This window comes from Methylobacterium sp. NFXW15 (assembly GCF_049887755.1).
Classification (GTDB): domain Bacteria; phylum Pseudomonadota; class Alphaproteobacteria; order Rhizobiales; family Beijerinckiaceae; genus Methylobacterium.
Window position 1 is genome coordinate 233,908 of the sequence record NZ_JAGEKG010000002.1, and the last position, 19,072, is coordinate 252,979.

Annotated in this window: 19 protein-coding genes; 12 read left to right on the forward strand and 7 right to left on the reverse strand. The window is 67.4% G+C overall.

Annotated features, from left to right (window positions below; genetic code table 11):
• Positions 1-122: 122 nt before the first annotated feature.
• From aroQ to J4O73_RS05410, 5 genes are all read left to right on the forward strand, one after another.
• On the forward strand, positions 123-569 hold the full coding sequence (gene aroQ, locus J4O73_RS05390; protein WP_426215311.1) for a type II 3-dehydroquinate dehydratase: 447 nt from the start codon (positions 123-125) through the stop codon (positions 567-569).
• A gap of 59 nt (positions 570-628) precedes the next feature.
• Positions 629-1,327: an orotate phosphoribosyltransferase gene (locus J4O73_RS05395; protein WP_426215313.1), complete on the forward strand. Its 699-nt coding sequence runs from the start codon at positions 629-631 to the stop codon at positions 1,325-1,327.
• Between the two features lie 7 nt (positions 1,328-1,334).
• On the forward strand, positions 1,335-2,387 hold the full coding sequence (gene pyrC / locus J4O73_RS05400) for a dihydroorotase (RefSeq protein ID WP_426215315.1): 1,053 nt from the start codon (positions 1,335-1,337) through the stop codon (positions 2,385-2,387).
• Positions 2,384-3,829, forward strand: a complete 1,446-nt coding sequence (locus tag J4O73_RS05405) for an amidase (RefSeq protein ID WP_426215317.1) — start codon at positions 2,384-2,386, stop codon at positions 3,827-3,829. The genes pyrC and J4O73_RS05405 overlap by 4 nt, the downstream gene beginning before the upstream one ends.
• Positions 3,830-4,140: 311 nt before the next feature.
• Complete coding sequence (locus J4O73_RS05410; protein ID WP_426215319.1) at positions 4,141-5,916, forward strand: acetolactate synthase 3 large subunit; 1,776 nt, start codon at positions 4,141-4,143, stop codon at positions 5,914-5,916.
• Positions 5,917-5,936: 20 nt separating this feature from the next.
• Here the strand turns inward: J4O73_RS05410 and J4O73_RS05415 are convergent, their stop codons facing one another.
• On the reverse strand, positions 5,937-6,872 hold the full coding sequence (locus J4O73_RS05415; RefSeq protein ID WP_426215321.1) for a class I SAM-dependent methyltransferase: 936 nt from the start codon (positions 6,870-6,872) through the stop codon (positions 5,937-5,939).
• 110 nt (positions 6,873-6,982) lie between these two features.
• On the opposite strand from J4O73_RS05415, the gene ilvN reads away from it, so the two are divergent.
• From ilvN to J4O73_RS05435, 4 genes are all read left to right on the forward strand, one after another.
• A complete protein-coding gene (gene ilvN / locus J4O73_RS05420; RefSeq protein ID WP_426215323.1) occupies positions 6,983-7,525 on the forward strand; it encodes an acetolactate synthase small subunit in 543 nt (180 codons plus the stop codon).
• Between the two features lie 75 nt (positions 7,526-7,600).
• Positions 7,601-8,242, forward strand: a complete 642-nt coding sequence (locus J4O73_RS05425; protein ID WP_426215325.1) for a glutathione S-transferase family protein — start codon at positions 7,601-7,603, stop codon at positions 8,240-8,242.
• Between the two features lie 146 nt (positions 8,243-8,388).
• Positions 8,389-9,408: a ketol-acid reductoisomerase gene (ilvC, locus tag J4O73_RS05430; protein WP_378966438.1), complete on the forward strand. Its 1,020-nt coding sequence runs from the start codon at positions 8,389-8,391 to the stop codon at positions 9,406-9,408.
• Between the two features lie 106 nt (positions 9,409-9,514).
• Positions 9,515-10,168: a pyridoxamine 5'-phosphate oxidase family protein gene (locus tag J4O73_RS05435; protein ID WP_426215327.1), complete on the forward strand. Its 654-nt coding sequence runs from the start codon at positions 9,515-9,517 to the stop codon at positions 10,166-10,168.
• Between the two features lie 107 nt (positions 10,169-10,275).
• On the opposite strand, the gene tam is transcribed toward J4O73_RS05435, so the two are convergent.
• The 5 genes from tam to J4O73_RS05460 all read right to left on the reverse strand — a co-directional run bounded on the left by tam (position 10,276) and on the right by J4O73_RS05460 (position 14,531).
• Positions 10,276-11,058, reverse strand: coding sequence for a trans-aconitate 2-methyltransferase (gene tam, locus J4O73_RS05440; protein WP_426215329.1), 783 nt, complete (start codon positions 11,056-11,058; stop codon positions 10,276-10,278).
• Positions 11,059-11,077: 19 nt separating this feature from the next.
• Positions 11,078-11,782, reverse strand: a complete 705-nt coding sequence (locus J4O73_RS05445) for a haloacid dehalogenase type II (RefSeq protein ID WP_426215331.1) — start codon at positions 11,780-11,782, stop codon at positions 11,078-11,080.
• Complete coding sequence (trpS, locus tag J4O73_RS05450) at positions 11,779-12,828, reverse strand: tryptophan--tRNA ligase (RefSeq protein WP_426215333.1); 1,050 nt, start codon at positions 12,826-12,828, stop codon at positions 11,779-11,781. Before trpS ends, J4O73_RS05445 begins: the two co-directional genes overlap by 4 nt.
• A gap of 108 nt (positions 12,829-12,936) precedes the next feature.
• Complete coding sequence (locus J4O73_RS05455; protein WP_426215335.1) at positions 12,937-13,689, reverse strand: endonuclease III domain-containing protein; 753 nt, start codon at positions 13,687-13,689, stop codon at positions 12,937-12,939.
• Between the two features lie 113 nt (positions 13,690-13,802).
• On the reverse strand, positions 13,803-14,531 hold the full coding sequence (locus J4O73_RS05460; RefSeq protein WP_426215337.1) for a GyrI-like domain-containing protein: 729 nt from the start codon (positions 14,529-14,531) through the stop codon (positions 13,803-13,805).
• A 197-nt stretch (positions 14,532-14,728) separates the two neighbouring features.
• Between J4O73_RS05460 and dapF the strand changes: the two genes are divergently transcribed.
• On the forward strand, positions 14,729-15,616 hold the full coding sequence (gene dapF / locus J4O73_RS05465) for a diaminopimelate epimerase (protein ID WP_426215339.1): 888 nt from the start codon (positions 14,729-14,731) through the stop codon (positions 15,614-15,616).
• Positions 15,616-16,890, forward strand: a complete 1,275-nt coding sequence (gene mtaB / locus J4O73_RS05470; RefSeq protein ID WP_426215341.1) for a tRNA (N(6)-L-threonylcarbamoyladenosine(37)-C(2))-methylthiotransferase MtaB — start codon at positions 15,616-15,618, stop codon at positions 16,888-16,890. The genes dapF and mtaB overlap by 1 nt, the downstream gene beginning before the upstream one ends.
• Positions 16,891-17,012: 122 nt before the next feature.
• On the opposite strand, the gene J4O73_RS05475 is transcribed toward mtaB, so the two are convergent.
• On the reverse strand, positions 17,013-17,705 hold the full coding sequence (locus tag J4O73_RS05475) for an RluA family pseudouridine synthase (protein ID WP_426215343.1): 693 nt from the start codon (positions 17,703-17,705) through the stop codon (positions 17,013-17,015).
• A gap of 44 nt (positions 17,706-17,749) precedes the next feature.
• On the opposite strand from J4O73_RS05475, the gene ftsY reads away from it, so the two are divergent.
• Positions 17,750-19,072: a signal recognition particle-docking protein FtsY gene (gene ftsY, locus J4O73_RS05480; protein WP_426215345.1), complete on the forward strand. Its 1,323-nt coding sequence runs from the start codon at positions 17,750-17,752 to the stop codon at positions 19,070-19,072.

Sequence of the window (19,072 nt, forward strand, 5' to 3'; positions counted from 1 at the left end):
GGGTGATAACTCTCCGCCGCCCCCGGCTGAACCCCGCGGCGGGAACAACCGGCCTGCTTTGACCGGGCTTGAGTCGCCGCCGGGATCGTTGCACCTCTCGCTGAGTTGCGAAGGGGATGGGGATGGACAACACGGTGCTGGTCCTGAACGGACCGAACCTCAACCTGCTCGGCAAGCGCCAGCCTGAGATCTACGGCCGCGCCACGCTCCATGATGTCGAGGACCTTTGCCGCGTCACTGCTGCCGAGTTCGGCCTGAGCGTCGAGTGCCGCCAGAGCAACGCCGAGCACGTGCTGATCGACGCGATCCACGAGTTCCGGGTCGCTTGCGCGGGCATCGTCATCAATGCCGGGGCCTACACGCATACGTCCGTGGCCATCCTCGACGCGCTTAACGCCTGCGAGGTGCCGGTGATCGAGTGCCACATCTCGAATGTGCATCGCCGTGAGGAATTCCGGCACCATTCCTACATCTCGAAGGCGGCCACCGCCGTGATGGCCGGATTCGGCATCCAGGGTTATGCGCTGGCGATCCGCCACCTCGCGCATCTGCGCGCGGGCAAGGCTTGACGCCCGCCGCCGATGGCCTGAGGACACGACAGAAATCCGCACTCCCCGAAAGCCGTGACATGACTTCCTACTTGCCGATCGACCGGAAGCTGATCGCCCGTGAGGCGGCCAAGATGTTCCTGGAGATCGAGGCCGTCCATTTCTACAAGGGCGAGCCCTTCAAGTTCACCTCCGGTTGGGCGAGCCCGGTCTATACGGATTGCCGAAAGATCATCTCCTTTCCCCGGCTGCGTTCCGCGCTGACCGACTTCGCCGTGTCGACCATCGTGCAGGAGGTCGGCTACGAATCGCTGACGCACATCGCTGGCGGCGAGACCGCAGGCATCCCCTTCGCCGCCTGGATCGCGGATCGTCTCGCCCTGCCGATGCAGTATGTCCGGAAGAAGCCCAAGGGCTTCGGCCGCAACGCGCGCATCGAGGGCGAGGTGGTGGACGGCGCCAAGACCCTTCTGGTCGAGGATCTGGCGACCGACGGGCGCAGCAAGATCAACTTCTGCACCGCGTTGCGCGAGGCCGGGGCCACGGTCGAGCATTGCTTCGTGCTGTTCTACTACGACATCTTCCCGGACAGCGACGCACTGCTGAAGGAACACGGCCTGAAGATGCATGCCCTGACCACGTGGTGGGACGTGCTGGAAGTCGCCAAGGAGGCGGGCACGTTCGACCCCGCGACGTTGAAGGAAGTCGAGAGCTTCCTGCACGAGCCGGCGACCTGGTCCTCCGCCCATGGCGGCATTTCCGCCTTCGGCCAGGGCTGAACCCGCCATGGCCGCGTCCTCCCTCGACCGCCTCGTCATCCGCAAGCCCGACGACTGGCACATCCATCTGCGCGACGGCGCCATGCTGCGCGCGGTGCTGCCCTACACGGCGGCCCAGTTCGCCCGCGGCATCATCATGCCGAACCTCGTCCCGCCGGTGACGACGGTCGACGCGGCCTCGGCCTATCGCGAGCGCATCCTGGCGGCTTTGCCGGAGGGGCAGAGCTTCACGCCATTCATGACCTGCTACCTCACGGACGCCACGAGTCCGGATGAGATCGAGCGGGGCTTCTCCGAGAAGGTCTGGATCGCGGCCAAGCTCTATCCGGCGGGCGCCACGACCAATTCCCATGCGGGCGTCACCGATCTCGCGAAGATCGCTCCCGTGTTGGAGCGTATGGAGCGGATCGGCATGCCGCTCCTGATCCACGGCGAGGTCACGGATGCGGCGGTCGACATCTTCGACCGCGAGGCGGTGTTCATGGAGACCAAGCTCCTGCCGCTGCTCTTCCGCCACCAGGGCTTGAAGGTGACGGTGGAGCACGCCACCACCGCCGAGATCCTCGACGTGGTTCGCGCTCACGCGCCGCGCGTGGCGGCGACGATCACGCCGCATCACCTCGTCATCAACCGCACCTCGCTCTTCCAGGGTGGCCTGCGCCCACACCTGTATTGCCTGCCGGTGGCGAAGCGCGAGCGGCACCGCCTCGCCCTGCGTAAGGCGGCGACCTCCGGCGAGACCTGCTTCTACATCGGCACCGATACGGCGCCGCACCCGGTCGGCGCCAAGGAATCGGCCTGTGGTTGCGCGGGCGTGTTCTGCGGTCCCACCGCGCTCCAGACCTACGTGCAGGTCTTCGATGAGGAGGGGGCGCTCGACAAGTTCGAGGGCTTCGCGTCCCTCAACGGCGCCCGCTTCCACGGCCTGGAGCCGAACGCCGAGACCATCACCCTGGAGCGGCGACCGGGCCGGACGCTTGCCTGCGTCGCGGTGGACGAGACCGAGGTGGTCGTCTTCCGGGGCGACGAAACCCTTCCTTGGACGATCGGGAGCGAATGACCATGGCGAGCGCGGATGGAATCACCGCGCTCGGCGCGGTTCACCTCTCCGCTGCCATACGGGGGCGGGCGATGTCCTGCGCGGAGGTGATGCGCGCCTATCTCGACCGGATCGCGCGTCTCAACCCGACCTTCAACGCCATCGTCGCCCTGCGCGACGAGGCGGAGCTGATGGCCGAGGCGGCGCAGGCCGATGCCAAGCTCGCACGGGGCGAGCCGGTCGGACTGCTCCACGGGTTCCCGCTGGCGGTGAAGGATCTCGATCCCGTCCGTGGCCTGCCTTTCACGCAAGGCTCGCCGATCTTCGCGAATCGCATCGCGGAGGCCGATTCGATCATGGTCTCGCGCCTGCGCGCGGCCGGAGCGATCTTCATCGGCAAGACCAACATCCCCGAATTCGGGCTCGGCTCGCACAGCTTCAATCCGGTCTTCGGCGTCACCGGCAACGCCTATGATCCAACGAAGACCGGCGGTGGATCGAGCGGGGGCGCGGCGGTGGCCGTCGCCCTACGGATGCAGCCGGTGGCGGACGGCACCGACCATGGCGGATCGCTGCGCAACCCGCCCGCCTACAACAACGTCTACGGCCTGCGGACCTGCTGGGGGCGCATTCCCGCCGAGACGCCGGATGTGTTCAGCCCCGGCCTCAGCGTTCACGGCGCCATCGGGCGCACGCCCGCCGACATCGCGCTGATGCTCTCGGTGCAGGCGGGTTACGATCCCCGTTGCCCGAACTCGATCAGGCAGGACCCAGCGGGCTTCGCGGCACCCCTGGAGCGTGATTTCCGGGGCGTGCGAATCGCGTGGGTTGGGGATTTCGGTGGCCGGATCCCGTTCGATCCCGGCGTGCTGGAGACCTGCCGCGCGGCGCTCGCGGCCTTCGAAGATGTCGGCTGCCTCGTGGACGAGGCGGTGCCGGACTTCGACATCGAGCAGGTCTGGAACGATTGGGGGGTTCTGCGCGCCTTCACCGTCTCGGCAAATCTGCGTCCGCTGGTGGAGGATCCCGCGCATCGGGCGATGATGAAGCCCGAAGCGGTGTGGGAGGCCGAACGCGGCCTCAGCCTCAGCGCCGATCAGGTGATGGCGGCGCAGGTCGGCCGGACCCGGTGGTACGACGCGCTGCGCCGGTTCATGGAGGTCTACGACTTCGTCGTGATGCCGACCGCGCAGGTCTTCCCCTTCGACACCGCTCAGCGTTGGCCGGAGACGGTCGGCGGGCGGGCCATGGACACCTATCATCGCTGGATGCAGATCGCGGTGCCCGCCACCATGGCGGGCCTGCCCGCGCTCGCGGTCCCTGCCGGTTTCGGACCGGGCGGCCTGCCGATGGGCATTCAGATCGTCGGGCGCAATCACGGCGAGCTGGCCTGTCTGCAGCTCGGCGCTGCGTACGATGCGGCGAGCGGCTGGGTGCGGCGCTATCCGCCTCCGGCTGCGTGAAAGCCCTCCTGTTGCGGCAGGAGGGCTTGGCATCCCAGGTCGTTGACCGCGTCTTCCACACGGAGTATGACGCGCAATCCGTGACGCACGAGCCTCCCGAATGGTCGGGGCCGTTGCGCCGGGCAGGGTTCGGTTTTCCGATGCGCTTGGTTCTTATTGTAGCGGGAGCGTCACCAACCGGGCGGCCTTGAACCAGGCCGCTGACCGGCTGGTGACGCATGAAGGGTCCCTCGGGGCCCTTTTTTGTTGCCTGCGACAAGCACATCGGAGCAAAGGACGGCCGGAAAGGCCAGAGGACGAGGAGACGGAGCATGGGCGGCGAGGTCATGACCGGGGCCGAGATGGTCATCCGGGCGTTCCAAGATCAGGGCGTGGACACGCTCTTCGGTTATCCGGGCGGCGCGGTGCTGCCGATCTACGACGCGCTGTTTCACCAGGAGCATGTGAAGCACATCCTCGTGCGCCACGAGCAGGGCGCGGTCCACGCGGCCGAGGGCTATGCCCGCTCGTCCGGCAAGGTCGGCTGCGTGCTCGTCACCTCGGGCCCCGGCGCCACCAATATTGTGACCGGCTTGACCGATGCGATGCTGGATTCGATCCCGCTCGTCTGCATCACCGGTCAGGTTCCGACGCACCTGATCGGCACGGACGCGTTCCAGGAATGCGACACTGTCGGCATCACCCGGCACTGCACGAAGCATAACTACCTCGTCAAATCGATCGAGGACCTGCCGCGCATCCTGCACGAGGCGTTCTACGTCGCGAAGAACGGTCGCCCCGGGCCGGTCGTCATCGATCTGCCGAAGGACATCCAGTTCGCCACGGGCCTCTACGAGCGCCCCGCCACGATGCGGCACAAGACCTACAAGCCCGCCGTGAAGGGTGATGCCGAGCGTATCCGCGCGGCGGTCGAGCTGATGGCGACCGCCAAGCGTCCGGTCTTCTACACCGGCGGCGGCGTCATCAATTCCGGCCCGGAGGCGTCGCGCCTGTTGCGCGAACTCGTCGCCGAGACGGGCTTCCCCATCACCTCGACGCTGATGGGCCTGGGCGCCTACCCGGCCACGGACGAGAAGTTCCTGGGCATGCTCGGCATGCACGGAACCTACGAGGCCAACCTGTCGATGCACGAATGCGACGTGATGATCTGCATCGGCGCGCGGTTCGATGATCGCATCACCGGCCGCCTCGACGCGTTCTCGCCCTTCTCGAAGAAGATCCACGTCGATGTCGACGCCTCCTCGATCAACAAGGTCGTGAAGGTCGATGTCGGGATCGTCGGCGATTGCGGCTCGGTGCTGGCCGACATGCTTGAGGCGTGGCGTGCCCTGCCGTCGAAGCCCGACAAGTCGAACCTCGAGGGCTGGTTCCAGAAGATCCGCGCCTGGAAGGCGCGCGATTGCCTCGCCTATTGGCCGTCGGGCACGATCATCAAGCCGCAATACGCGGTGCAGCGGCTCTACGAGGCGTGCAAGGATCGCAAGACCTTCGTCACGACTGAGGTTGGCCAGCACCAGATGTGGGCGGCGCAGTACTTCAAGTTCGACGAGCCGAACCGCTGGATGACCTCCGGCGGCCTCGGCACCATGGGTTACGGCCTGCCGGCGGCCATCGGCACGCAGCTCGCCAACCCGGATGGCTTGGTCATCGACATCGCGGGCGAAGCCTCGATCCTGATGAACATCCAAGAGCTGTCGACGGCGATCCAATATCGCCTGCCGGTCAAGGTGTTCATCTTGAACAACGAGTACATGGGCATGGTCCGCCAGTGGCAGGAGCTGCTGCACGGTTCGCGCTACTCGCAGAGCTATTCCGAGAGCTTGCCGGACTTCGTGAAGCTGGCCGAGGCCTACGGCGCCAAGGGCATGCGGTGTGAGAAGCCGGGCGACCTGGACGCGTCGATCGCGGAGATGCTCGCCTATGACGGACCGGTCCTGTTCGACTGCGTGGTCGACAAGACCGAGAACTGCTTCCCGATGATCCCCTCGGGCAAGGCGCACAACGAGATGCTGCTCTCCGACTATCTCGGCGAGACCGGCGTCGAGCTGGGCGACGTGATCTCCGAGGAAGGGAAGATGCTCGTCTGACCCGACCGGCGAAGGGGTGATCAGCCGTGTTTGCCGGCCTCAGCCTCGCGGATGCTGCCCTTGCGCAGCATCCGCAGCGCCAGGGTGAGGCGCCGTCCGAACCCACGCACCGGCACGTCGGGCCACGCGTCGTGGTGGCTCGGATCGAGGTGCGGGGTCGCGGCGGCGCGTTCGGCAGGGCTCGCGGCGGATCGCTTGCGCAGGGTCACGTAGAACTCGATCGTATTCCGCTGCGTCGGCTCGATGCGGGCGATCTCGAAGGGGATCAGCCCGAGTTCGATCACGTCGCGGAACACGGCGAGGAAACTCACTGGCGTGTAGACGGTGCAATGGGTGTCGACGTAGCTCCCATGCTCGGCGACGCTGCGGGCATCCGCGAGGGCTCGGCTCAACTGCCCTTCAAAGATCGGACCCGGCGCGCGCTCCGTTCCGGCCCAGACGGCGGCGGCATCGACCTCCGCCACGCGGGACACGTAGTCAAAGACCTGAATCGGGCTCGCGATTGTCGCGCCTGTCAGATGGTGGCCGACGAGATCCGCCGTCGTGGAAGGTCTGCGGTGAAAGTCGAAGGTGAATCGCTTGTCGGGCACGGCCAGGAAGATCACCCCGTCCTCGCGCAGGACGGCGGCCAGATCGTTCAGCCAGCCCAGCGGGTCGGGAATGTGCTCCATGACGTGGCTCGCCACGATGTAGTCCACAGGCGAACGGGGGCCGAGGGCTTCCGCGAGGCTCTGGTGTTCGAGGACGAGATCGACATTGACGATGGGCTGCGCCTGCGCTCCGACGACCGAAGGGTGTCCGGCGTATTTGGCGCGGAGGTCTTCGGTGGAGCGGTGGTCGGCGTAGAGGATCTCACCGTCCTCGCGCCGGATCAACGGTCGGTTCAACGGCCCGAGCTCGACGCCGAGGCGTCCGCGTGGGCTCACGGCTTCAAGGGCGCGCTGTCGGGCTGTCATCGGCCGCGCCGTTATCACGCGTCTTCGGGAGCGTCCAGGCGACCTTCCGGGACGGGACTTCACGGGAAACGGCCGGGAACGGGCCGCAACGACAGGACGGGACCAAGGGCATGAACGCGATGAACACCCACTACCCGGAGCCGGTCCGGGTCGAGGCGGTCAACCGTCACACCCTTGCGGTGGTGGTCGACAACGAGCCGGGCGCGCTCGCGCGGATCTCGGGAATGTTCTCGGGGCGGGGCTACAACATCGAGAGCCTGACCGTGTCCGAGGCCGAGGAGGCGCGCCACATCTCGCGCATCACCATCGTGACCACGGGCACCAACGCCGTCATCGATCAGATCAAGGCCCAGCTCGACCGTCTCGTCTCGGTGCACCGCGTCGTCGACCTGACCCTTCAAGGCAACGCGCTGGAGCGCGAGATCTGTCTCGTGAAGGTGAAGGGCGAGGGCGAGCACCGGAGCGAGGCACTGCGCCTCGCCGCCGCCTTCGGCGCCAAGACGCTGGACGCGACACTTAACTCGTTCGTCTTCGAGCTGACCGGCTCGACCGAGGAGATCGATCGCTTCGTGCGTCTGATGAGCGTGATCGGCCTCGTCGAGATCTGCCGCACCGGCATCGCCGCGATGAGCCGGGGGGCGGAGCCGCTCTGAGCGGCGACTGCCACTCGCCATCATCGTAGGGGCGTGTCGATCCCAGCGCCCCGTCAAAATTCGCGAAGCAGGCTCATGACCCGCACCCTCTACTACGCCCCCGGCGCCTGTTCATTGGCAGCGCACATCATCCTCGAGGAATCGGGCCTTCCCTACGAGGGCAAGGCGCTCGATCTCGCGAAGGGCGATCAGCGTTCGGGTCAGTACCTCGCCATCAATGACCGGGGCCGCGTTCCGGCGCTGTCGGAGGACGGTTGGGTGCTCACCGAATGCGCGGCCATCATGCGCCACATCGCCCGGCAGGTGCCCGACAAGGGGCTGTGGCCGAGCGATCTGCGCGACATGGCCACGACCGACGAATGGCTCGGCTGGCTCGCCTGCAATCATCACGTCACGTACGCGCATGTTCGCCGCGTCGAGCGCTACACGGACGACGAGGAGGCCTTCGAGGGCATCCGCGCGAAGGCTGCCGACACCTATGGCGACCTCTGCACCATGACCGAAGTGCGCCTCTCTCATGGGGGGTGGGCGGTCGGCGAGAGCTACGGCGTCGTGGACGCCTACCTGCTCGTGTTCTGGCTGTGGGGACGCGGCCAAGTGCTGAAGTTCGACATGGCCGGGCGCTTCCCGGCTTGGACCGCACATGCCAAGCGCGTCGCCGCCCGCCCGGCGGTTCAAGCGGTGCTCGCTCGCGAAGGGCTGACCCCGCCGGTCTGACGACAGGATCGCTCCGACAGGACAGCTCTGTACGGTTTGGCCTTCCGTTCAGGGTCTTGCGCGGCTAAAAGCCCGCGCATCGCACGGCCGCACACCCAACGAGCGCCCGCGCGCGCTCATCGTTTATTCTGAAGGAAGAAGCCGCCATGCGGGTCTATTACGATCGCGACGCCGACCTGAACCTGATCAAGGGCAAGAAGGTCGCCATCGTCGGTTACGGCAGCCAGGGCCATGCCCACGCGCTCAACCTGCGCGATTCGGGCGTGAAGGACATCGTCATCGCCCTGCGCGAGGGCTCCGCCACCGCCAAGAAGGCCGAGCACGAGGGCTTCAAGGTGCTCAACGTCGCCGAGGCCGCCAAGTGGGCCGACGTGGTGATGATGCTCACCCCCGACGAGTTGCAGGGCGACATCTACCGTGAGTCGCTGGCTGGCAACATGAAGCAGGGCGCTGCCCTCCTGTTCGCCCACGGTCTGAACGTGCACTTCAACCTGATCGAGCCGCGCGCCGATCTCGACGTGCTGATGGTCGCCCCGAAGGGCCCGGGCCACACCGTGCGCTCCGAATACCTGCGTGGCGGCGGCGTGCCGACGCTCATCGCCATCGCCCAGGACGCGAGCGGCAACGCCCATGATCTCGGCCTGTCTTACGCGTCCGCCAATGGCGGCGGCCGCGCCGGCATCATCGAGACCACCTTCAAGGAAGAGTGCGAGACCGACCTGTTCGGTGAGCAGGCCGTGCTTTGCGGCGGCCTCGTCGAGCTCATCAAGGCCGGCTTCGAGACCCTCGTCGAGGCGGGCTACGCCCCCGAGATGGCCTATTTCGAGTGCCTGCACGAGGTGAAGCTGATCGTCGACCTCATCTACGAGGGCGGCATCGCCAACATGAACTACTCGATCTCGAACACCGCCGAGTACGGCGAGTACGTGACGGGTCCGCGCATCATCACGCCCGAGACCAAGGCCGAGATGAAGCGCGTGCTGAACGACATCCAGTCGGGCACCTTCACCCGCAACTGGATGCTGGAGAACAAGGTCAACCAGACCTCGTTCAAGGCCACCCGCGCCAAGCTCGCCGCTCATCCGATCGAGGAGGTTGGCACCAAGCTGCGTGGCATGATGCCGTGGATCTCCGAGAAGGCGCTGGTCGACAAGTCCCGCAACTGATCCCCTCATCCGTGAGGTGAGTGGGCCGGCTCCAGAGATGGGGCCGGCCCTTTTCTTTGCGCGCCGCCTCTGAAATGAACGGCTCAACCAAAAATGGGAGGAGCTGTTGGATTCCCTATACGGCGATGCGCATCGCGCGCTGCAGGACGATTTCGGGACGACCAAGCTCGCCGATCTGCTCGACAAGCATCACGTCCATCATGCCCTCGATGATCAGGACCGCGCCTTCATCGAAACGCGGGACATGTTCTTTCTCTCGACGGTGGACGCGCAGGGAAACCCAACCGTCTCCTACAAGGGCGGCCCGACCGGCGTCGTGAGGGTCCTCGGCGACAAGGAACTGGCTTTCCCCGGCTATGATGGGAACGGCATGTTCCTCTCGATGGGCAACATCACCGGCCAGGGGAAGGTCGGCATGCTGTTCATCGACTTCGAAACGCCCCATCGCCTGCGGCTTCAGGGCGTGGCCCGGCTGATCAAGGACGACCCGCTGATCGGCTCTTTCCCGGAGGCGCAGTACATCGTGCGTGTCGAGGTCGAGTCGGTCTGGGTGAACTGCCCCCGTTACATCCATCGCTACACGAAGGTCGAGCAGAGCCGCTACGTGCCGAAGGATGGCGAGGAAACGCCTTTGGCACAGTGGAAGCGGCTCGATTTCATCCAGCCGGTCATCGCGGACGAGGATCGGGCTCGGGTTGAAGCCGAGGGCCAACTCGATCTCGAAGCCTATGGCGAACTCGTCGCACGCGGGAAGGCCTGAGATCCAACGTCCTTGCGAACGGAGGGAAGCAATCCAGGAGCGGAGGGCCGCGTCCGGACGTGGCGGATCCCTGGATTGCTTCGCGACACTCGCAAAAACGGAGGTCTTCAGGACCGACGGCGCGCGACGATGAAGACGCGTGGGAAGGCCAGAAGCCGCCGCCCGTCGGTGCGGGGCGGGTAGGATGCATCGATCGCCGCCTCGTAGGCCGCGAGGAAGCCCGCTCGCTGAGCCTCGTCCAACGGGTCAATGAAGGGGCGCAGCCCCGTCGCGCTGACCCAGGAGACGATCGCCGCCGCATCCGTCATGCGGTGGTGATAGGTGGTGCGCCAGACATCGACCTCATCCGCCAGCGGCGCGAGGAGATCGTAATAGGCCGCGGGCTCCAGCATGCGTCCGAGGCGCCCGGCCACGGTCGGATCGCCGATGGCGGCGGCCCAGGGGCCGGACGCCGCGACTTCGCGCATCATCCGGTGCGATGGCTCGGACAGGTTGTCGGGCATCTGCACCGCGAGTACGCCGCCCGGCGCCAGAAGCCCGAACAGGCGCGGCAGCAGGCTGTGGTGGTCCGGCAGCCATTGCAGCACGGCGTTGGCGTAGATCAGGTCCGGTGCCTGCTCCGGCTCCCAGGTCGCCGCATCCGCGAGGGCGAAGCGCAGATGGGGGAGGCGGGCCCGCGCGCTGTCCAGCATGGCGGGAGAGGTGTCGAGCCCGACGATCTCGGCGTCAGGGAAGCGGGCGGCGATGAGGGCGGTCGAGTTGCCCGGCCCGCAACCAAGATCGAAGGCCAGGGACGGCCGGTCGAGGAGCACCCGCGCGAGGAGATCGCCCGCCGGGCGAGTCCGTTCATCCTCGAAGCGGGTGTAGAGGGCGGGGTTCCAATCGGCCACGTCGGGTTCCCCTCTGGTGTCAGCGGCAGCCGAGCTGATCCGCGAGATCCGCGAGATCGGAGGCGGCGAAAGTAACGGGGACGCTGGGCGCGGTCTCGCCCCCGGCGGGTCCATGCTCCGAGGGCCTTGCGATATGCGCGGTGGCGAGACCGTGGCTCGCCGCCGCCGCGAGGTCGTCCGAATGGGCGGCGACCATCATCGTCTCCTCCGGCGCGAAACCGAAGGCCGCGACGGCGTCGCGATAGAGTGCGGGCTTCGGCTTGTAGTCGCGGGAATAACCTGCTCCGAGTACCGCATCGAAGACGAGGCCGTTGCGGCGGGCGAGATCGACCATCAGCCGCACCGGGCCGTTGGAGTTCGGCGCGAGCAGGAAGCGCTGGCGCAGCCGGGCCAAGGCGGCGGGAACCTCGGGCCATGCATCGAGGCGGTGCCATGCCTGCACCAACTCGGCCCGTATTTCATCGGACACGTTGGCGACCCCGAATTGCGCGAGCACCTCGGGGAGCGATTCGGCATGCAGGATGTCGAGATCGACATAGGGGCGGGTGCCGGAGCGCACCGTCTCCATCGAGGGCTGGTAGCGCTTGCGCCACGCATCGGCGAAGGCGCCCGCATCCAGTTCGGGGGCCTGCGCGCAGAGGAGGCGCCGCGCGTCCCGCGCGACGCCGGAGCGCCAGTCCATCAGCGTCCCGAAGACGTCGAAGACCAGTGCCCGGATCGTCATCCCCGCTGTCTCCGCACGAAGCCGACGATGTCCTTCACCGAATCGAGGGTCTGCTGCGCAATGGCCTCGGCCCGCTCGGCACCATCCGCGAGGACGGCTTCGATGTGGCCGGGATCGGCCGAGAGACGGCGCATCTCGGCGGCGATGGGCGCGAGGCTCGACACGGCGAGGTCGGCGAGCGCCGGTTTGAACGCCGAGAATTGCGCGCCGCCATGGTTACGCAGCACATCCTCGCGGGTCGTGCCCGCGAGCGCGGCGTAGATGCCGACGAGGTTGTCCGCTTCCGGCCGCTCCTTCAGTCCCGCGACCTCGGAGGGCAGGGGCTCGGGATCGGTCTTCGCCCGGCGGATCTTCTGCGCGATGGCGTCCGAATCGTCGGTCAGGTTGATGCGCGAATTGTCCGAAGGGTCGGACTTCGACATCTTCTTCGTACCGTCACGGAGCGACATCACCCGGGCCGCCGGGCCGCCGATGATCGGCTCGGTGATGGGGAAGAAGCCGCCCTCATGCCCCTGCGCGGCGATGGACGACCCGAAATCGGTGTTGAACTTCTGCGCGATGTCGCGGGTCAGCTCCAGATGCTGCTTCTGGTCTTCGCCCACCGGCACATGGGTGGCGCGATAGGCGAGGATGTCGGCGGCCATCAGCACGGGATAGTCGTAGAGACCGATGGAGGCGTTCTCCCGGTCCTTGCCTGCCTTCTCCTTGAACTGGGTCATGCGGTTCAGCCAACCGAGGCGGGCGACGCAATTGAAGATCCAAGCGAGTTCGGCGTGCTGCGGCACCTGGCTCTGATTGAACACGATGGACCGTTTCGGATCGATCCCGGAGGCGAGGAAGGCTGCCGTGACCTCGCGGATCTGCCCGCGCAAGGCGTCCGGGTCCTGCCAGACTGTGATCGCGTGAAGATCCACCACGCAATAGAGGCACTGCGCCTCGCGCTCCTGCATCTCCACGAAGCGGCGGATGGCGCCGAGATAATTGCCGAGGTGGAGGTTTCCGGTCGGCTGAACCCCGGAGAAGACCAATTCCTTGAACGCGGCCATCGGCGCCGATCCTGACAGTGTGGGGCCGGTATCGTGTGGTCACGTCTCGCCAGCCGGGCGGCGGTTAGTGGCACCCGGGGCGAGGGGGGGTCAAGACGATGCGCGCCCTCAGGGCTCGCGCATCTCGCGCAGTGCGCTCGGGCAGAGATCGACCAGGGGGCAGCGTCCACAGGCCGGGCGGCGATGGTGGCAGACCTGCTGGCCGTGCAGCATCAGGATCTCGTGGTTGTCGTAGAGATCCTGAGCCGTCCAGTCGGCGGGCAACTGAGCAAGCAGGAGGATGTGGGCCGGGCCGAGGCCGACCTTCTTGCCGATGAGGCCGAGGCGTTGGGCAACACGATGATGGTGGCTGTCGACCGGCAGCGCCCGCATCCGAAGCGACGAGAACGACAGCACCGCTGCGCTCGTCTTGGGACCGATACCCGGGAACTGTTCCAGCCAAGCCCGCGCCTCCGGAGGCGAGAGTTCGGCGAGGAAATCGAGACTGAGGCGTCCTGCGCGGGCCTGGATCGCGCTGAGGATGGCGCGAATGCGCGGCGCCTTGAGTTCAGGCCACGTCACCCCGGCGATGAGCTCCTCGATCTCGCTGGTCTCGGCCTGCATCACCTCGTCCCAGGTGGGGAAGCGCTCGCGCAGAGCCTTGAAGGCCTTGCCGGAGGCGGCGTTGCGGGTCCGGTGCGAGAGCAGCGCCGAAATCAACTCTGAGAGCGGTTCCTTCTCGCTGAAATACGGGATCGGGCAGTGATAGACGCTGCAGAGCCGCGCATGGACCAGAAGCGCGAGGTCCGATCCGGCCGGTGCGGCCGTCTCGTTGGCAGGCGGCATGGCCGATGACGGCGCATGATCGTTCGCGGCAAACATGACCGACAAATCACACGCAACTTGGCCGCGTTCCCGCCCCATGGTGGAGGCGGCAAAATGTCCATCCTCGCTCGGCCCGGGCAGGCGAGCGAGGCGTCCTCCCCTCGCGAACGTCATTTCAGCAACGCGTAGATGTTGACGTCGAGGCCATCGTCCGCACCGTCCTTCAGGTCGGTCACGTACTCTTCCATGAACTTGTCCTGCACCACGATGTCCTTGGCATCGAGGTAGGCGGTCAGGGTCTCGTAGGTGCCGTCGATACCTTCGTAAGACCCCCGATGAGCGAAGCGCAGGGCCCTGCCCGAGGGCGTCGTGCCGAAGCGCAGGCCGTCCTCCATCGCGGGGGGCGGACTCGGAACGGCGGCCACGGGGATCATGGCGTCGAACTCGAAACCCGAATCCTCAGTCTTGGTGAAGACGGCGAGCGGACGCCCGGCGGGCTTCAGCCCCGCCTTGGCGAGGTCGGCCTCGATCTGAGCGAAGGCCTTCTTGAGGTTCTGCACCGCCTCTTCCCAGGTCGCCTTGCCGGTGAGGATGGCGGCGGGCTTGGCCGGAAGAGTCACTTCATCGACATCGCCGGGCTCGGCAGGCTTGGCGACGAGGGGCGGACGCGTCGGGTCGGCGGGCTGCGCGGCCTGCCCGGCGGGCGGCGGCGCGATCGCCTGTTGCGGGGCCGGCGCCGCGCTCTTGTCGGGGTCGGCCGGAGGATTCGGCGCGGTGGTGGTCGGCAGCGGATTGGTCTGGGCCGGAGATGGTGGCTGCTGCGCCGCCAGGGGCTGAACGAAGGCAAGCCCAACGGCGGCGGCGCAGAGCGCGGGAACGAGACGGCGGCAGCGGGTCACGCGGGGGGGCTCCCATCGGCGGCGGCGACTCGGGGTCTCGCGGCAGCCGCCTCCAAGTTAATCGCAGTCGAGCGGCCCTGCGAGGGCATCCGCCATCGGCCTCTGCATGTGCGGCGGATCTGCAACGCTGCAGCGCCCTCGCGCTGATGCGCCGGGTTTGCCATAAGCCCCCGAACCCCTCCGGCTGATCTTTCCGTATGAGCGCACTCGCCCATCGACGTTTCCTGAAGATGCACGGCGCCGGCAACGCCATCGTGGTGCTCGACCTGCGCGGCACGCCCCTGCGCGTGTCCGCCGCCGAAGCGCGGGCCATCGCGGCCGATCCCGGCTCGTCCTTCGATCAATTGATGGTGTTGCACGATCCCGTGACCACGGAGACCGACGCCTTCATGCGGATCTACAACACGGATGGGTCGGAATCCGGCGCTTGCGGCAACGGCACGCGCTGCGTGGCCTTTGCGATGCTCGACGATCCGGCCATGGCTCGTCCGGCCGAGGGCGGGCGGCTTCTGCTGGAAACGAGCGCCGGGCGCGTCGGCGTGCGGCGCAATTCCGAGCGGTCCTTCACGGTCGATATGGGCCGCCCGCATCTCGCCTGGGACGAGATCCCCCTGGCCGAGCCCTTCCCCGATACCCGTCGCATCGAATTGCAGATCGGGCCCATCGATGCGCCCGTGCTGCATTCGCCGGGGGTCGTGAATATGGGCAACCCGCATGCCGTGTTCTTCGTGGACGCGGACCCGGACACCTATGATCTCGGCCGGATCGGGCCGCTCCTCGAGAACCACCCGGTCTTTCCCGAACGCGCCAACATCTCGGTGGCCCAGGTGCTCGGCCGCGAAGCGATCAAGCTCCGGGTTTGGGAGCGTGGCGCCGGTCTGACGCTCGCCTGCGGCACGGCGGCCTGCGCCACGGTCGTGGCGGCCTCGCGCCTGCGCATGATCGGGCGTCAGGCCAATGTCAGCCTGCCCGGCGGGGACCTGTTCGTGGAGTGGCGAGCGGACGACCATGTGCTGATGACCGGCCCGGTCGCTCTGGTCGCGGAAGGCACCTTCGCGCCGGAGCTTTTCGCCGGGATCGGCTGATGCAGGACCGGCCCGACATCGTCGAGACCCTGTCCTTCGGGTGCCGTCTCAACATCGTCGAGACCGAGGCGATGCGCCGCCTCGCCGCGACGGACGGGCGCCCGCGACTCGTCGTCAACACCTGCGCCGTGACGCAGGAGGCCGGGCGGCAGGCGCGCAAGGCCATCCGCAAGGCGGCGCGCGCGCGGCCCGAGGCAGAGATCGTCGTGACCGGCTGCGGCGCCGAGGTCGAGACCGAAGCCTATCGCGCCATGCCCGAGGTTTCCCGCCTGATCGGCAATGCCGAGAAGCTTCGCCCCGCCGCCTGGGCGGGTGCCGCGCGGGGACCCGGCGCGGTGATGGACACCCTCACCGCCGAACCCGCCGGTGTTGCGGGCATGGCAGGGCATACCCGCACCTTCATTCCCGTTCAGAACGGCTGCGACCACCGCTGCACCTTCTGCGTCATTCCCTTCGGACGCGGGCGGTCGCGCTCGGTCCCGGCCGACGCCGTGATCGAGGAGGTCGCACGCGCGGTCGAGGCGGGCGGTCGCGAGGTGGTGCTGACGGGTGTCGATCTCACGGCCTACGGGCGGGACCTCGATGAGGGTCTCTCCCTTGGCGGCCTTGTGCTGCGGATCCTCGCCGAAGTGCCGGATCTTGCCCGGCTCCGCTTGTCCTCCATCGACTCGGTCGAGGTGGACGACGCCCTTCTTCAGGCCATCGCAGGCGAGCCCCGGCTGATGCCGCACCTGCACCTGTCCCTGCAGGCGGGTGACGACCTCATCCTCAAGCGGATGAAGCGGCGGCATAGCCGGGCGGATGCGATCCGCTTCTGTGAAGCCACCCGCGCCGCACGTCCCGGCCTCGTCTTCGGCGCCGATCTGATCGCGGGCTTCCCCACGGAGACGGACGCGCAATTCGCGCAGAGCCTCGCGCTCGTGGAGGAGTGCGGGCTGACGCATCTGCACGTCTTCCCGTACTCGCCGCGTCCCGGCACACCCGCCGCGCGGATGCCGCCGGTCGCGCCTGAGATCATTCGCGAGCGTGCAGCGCGGCTACGTGAGGCGGGCGACGCGGCGCGCGCTCGTCACCTCGCCGGACAGGTTGGGCGGCGGGTCACGGTGCTGGCGGAACGCGGTGGCACCGGACGGGCGGAGGACTTTTCCACCGTGGTCCTGGGGGACGACGTGGCGGCGGGCACGCTGCTCACCGTGCGGATCGCCGGGCATGATGGGACGCGACTGATCGCCGAGGGCGCTCGACCGCCTATTTCGATCAATCACCCAGCGTGAGAGTTTGGAACGTCCATGTCACGCTCCTCATCCTGAAGTGCGGCGAAGCCGCCTCGAAGGAGAGCTTCAGGGATCGCAGTGTGTTCTGGAGCCCTCCTTCGAGGCCTGCTGACGCAGGCGCCTCAGGATGAGGTCGAGGACGGAATCCCCATCGTTTGAAGTGTCGCTTCCATATGCGTCGGAGCCGGTGCCTGAACGACGATCGGATCGCGCTTCGGGTAGAGCGGAAGCGACAAGGCGCGAGCGTGCAGATGCAGGGCGCTCCCCCTCGGCGCGCCGCCATAGATCGGATCGCCGAGGATGGGCCAACCCGATTCCGCGCAGTGGACGCGCAATTGATGAGTGCGTCCCGTCACCGGCTTCAATTCAAGCCAAGTGAGTCCTTCGCCCCGGCCCAGGACGCGCCAATGGGTCAGGCTGGGGTCGCCCGCTGGGTCGGCCTTCATCCACCACGAGCGTGGATCGGAGGAGCGGCGGGCCAGGGGCAGGTCGATGCTGCCCGAATCATCGGTCGGGCCATTGGAGACGACAGCCCAGTAGGTCTTGTCCACGGCATTGCCGGAAAACAGCTTGCCAAGACGGGCCAATGCCTTGGCATGGCGGCCGAGAGCGAGACATCCCGACGTGTCGCGGTCGAGGCGGTGCGCCGCCTCCGGCCGCCGGGGCAGGCCGAAGCGGAGGGCGTCGAGATGGTCGGTCAGCGTCTCGCCGCCGCGAGGCCCGGGATGGACCGGCAGGCCCGCCGGCTTGTCGATGATGAGCACCAGGGCATCGCGATAGAGCAGGCGCGCGCCTATGTCGGTTGTATGAGGCATCGGATTCGGGACATGCGCCGGATTCGGGCGGAATGCGAGGGTTTATGACGAGCGAGGACAAGCCCGGCTGGTTCGGGCGCCTGTTCGGGCGCAAGGGCAAGGACGAGATCAAGCAGGACGCGCCGGAGGAAACACCGGTCACGCCGTCCGAGGGCGATCTCGACTTCGCCACGGGCGCCGACGATGTCGAGCACATACCACTGCCCGAGGACGAGACGGAGATCGATGCCAACGAGGGCGCGGATCTCCTGCCGATCGAAGGCGAGGACGAACGTCCCCCCGCCGGGACGGCGGGCGACGACCCGCGCCATGGGGCCGACCCCGCAGATACCGGCACGATGAACCGCGAGCCGGAGGTCGCCCTCGACCCCGACATCCAGCCCCTCGATACCGCCGCCGCCTTGGCGCACGATGCGGGCGCTGGCCCCGACCGGGAGCCGGAGGCGAAGGGTTGGTGGAGCCGCCTGACCACCGGCATGCGCCGAACCTCTTCGGCCTTGTCCGACCGGGTGACGGGGCTATTCACCAAGCGCAAGCTCGACGCCACAACCCTCGAAGACCTCGAAGATGCGCTGATCCAGGCTGATTTCGGCCTGGAGACCGCGATGAAGATCTCCGAGGCGGTGGGCAAGGGCCGCTACGAAAAGGGCATTTCGCCGGACGAGGTCCGCTCCATCCTTGCGACCGAAGTCGAGCGGGCGCTTGAGCCCGTGGCGAAGCCCCTGGAGATCGACGGGACCAAGAAGCCGTTCGTGATCCTCACCGTCGGCGTCAACGGCGCGGGCAAGACTACGACGCTCGGCAAGCTCTCGTCGAAGTTTCACGCCGAGGGCCGCTCGGTGATGCTGGCGGCGGGCGACACGTTCCGCGCGGCGGCCATCGAGCAATTGAACGTCTGGGGCGCGCGCACCGGCACGCCGGTGGTCAGCGGCGCGCAAGGGGCGGATGCCGCCGGTCTCGCCTTCGATGCGCTGAAGAAGGCGCAGGCGGCAGGCACTGACATCCTCCTGATCGACACGGCGGGCCGGTTACAGAACAAGACCGGCCTGATGGCCGAATTGGAGAAGATCGTCCGCGTCCTGCGGAAGCAGGACCCTGAGGCACCGCACGCAACGCTGCTCGTGCTCGATGCGACGGTCGGCCAGAATGCCCTGTCCCAGGTCGAGTTGTTCTCGCAGGCCGCGCCGATCACCGGTCTCGTGATGACCAAGCTCGACGGCACGGCGCGGGGCGGCATCCTCGTGGCGCTGGCGGCCAAATTCGGCCTGCCGGTGCATTTCATCGGGGTCGGAGAGGGTGTGGAGGATCTGGAGCCCTTCGCCGCCCGCGATTTCGCCAGGGCCGTCGCCGGCCTGGAACGGGACTGA

Coding starts and splice junctions, on each gene's coding strand:
- dapF (WP_426215339.1), top strand. CDS start 14,729: ATGAGCGCACTCGCCCATCGACGTTTCCTGAAGATGCACGGCGCCGGC.
- J4O73_RS05405 (WP_426215317.1), top strand. CDS start 2,384: ATGACCATGGCGAGCGCGGATGGAATCACCGCGCTCGGCGCGGTTCAC.
- ilvN (WP_426215323.1), top strand. CDS start 6,983: ATGAACGCGATGAACACCCACTACCCGGAGCCGGTCCGGGTCGAGGCG.
- J4O73_RS05415 (WP_426215321.1), bottom strand. CDS start 6,872: ATGACAGCCCGACAGCGCGCCCTTGAAGCCGTGAGCCCACGCGGACGC.
- ilvC (WP_378966438.1), top strand. CDS start 8,389: ATGCGGGTCTATTACGATCGCGACGCCGACCTGAACCTGATCAAGGGC.
- ftsY (WP_426215345.1), top strand. CDS start 17,750: ATGACGAGCGAGGACAAGCCCGGCTGGTTCGGGCGCCTGTTCGGGCGC.
- J4O73_RS05395 (WP_426215313.1), top strand. CDS start 629: ATGACTTCCTACTTGCCGATCGACCGGAAGCTGATCGCCCGTGAGGCG.
- J4O73_RS05425 (WP_426215325.1), top strand. CDS start 7,601: ATGACCCGCACCCTCTACTACGCCCCCGGCGCCTGTTCATTGGCAGCG.
- trpS (WP_426215333.1), bottom strand. CDS start 12,828: ATGGCCGCGTTCAAGGAATTGGTCTTCTCCGGGGTTCAGCCGACCGGA.
- pyrC (WP_426215315.1), top strand. CDS start 1,335: ATGGCCGCGTCCTCCCTCGACCGCCTCGTCATCCGCAAGCCCGACGAC.
- J4O73_RS05455 (WP_426215335.1), bottom strand. CDS start 13,689: ATGTTTGCCGCGAACGATCATGCGCCGTCATCGGCCATGCCGCCTGCC.
- J4O73_RS05445 (WP_426215331.1), bottom strand. CDS start 11,782: ATGACGATCCGGGCACTGGTCTTCGACGTCTTCGGGACGCTGATGGAC.
- J4O73_RS05410 (WP_426215319.1), top strand. CDS start 4,141: ATGGGCGGCGAGGTCATGACCGGGGCCGAGATGGTCATCCGGGCGTTC.
- J4O73_RS05475 (WP_426215343.1), bottom strand. CDS start 17,705: ATGCCTCATACAACCGACATAGGCGCGCGCCTGCTCTATCGCGATGCC.
- aroQ (WP_426215311.1), top strand. CDS start 123: ATGGACAACACGGTGCTGGTCCTGAACGGACCGAACCTCAACCTGCTC.
- mtaB (WP_426215341.1), top strand. CDS start 15,616: ATGCAGGACCGGCCCGACATCGTCGAGACCCTGTCCTTCGGGTGCCGT.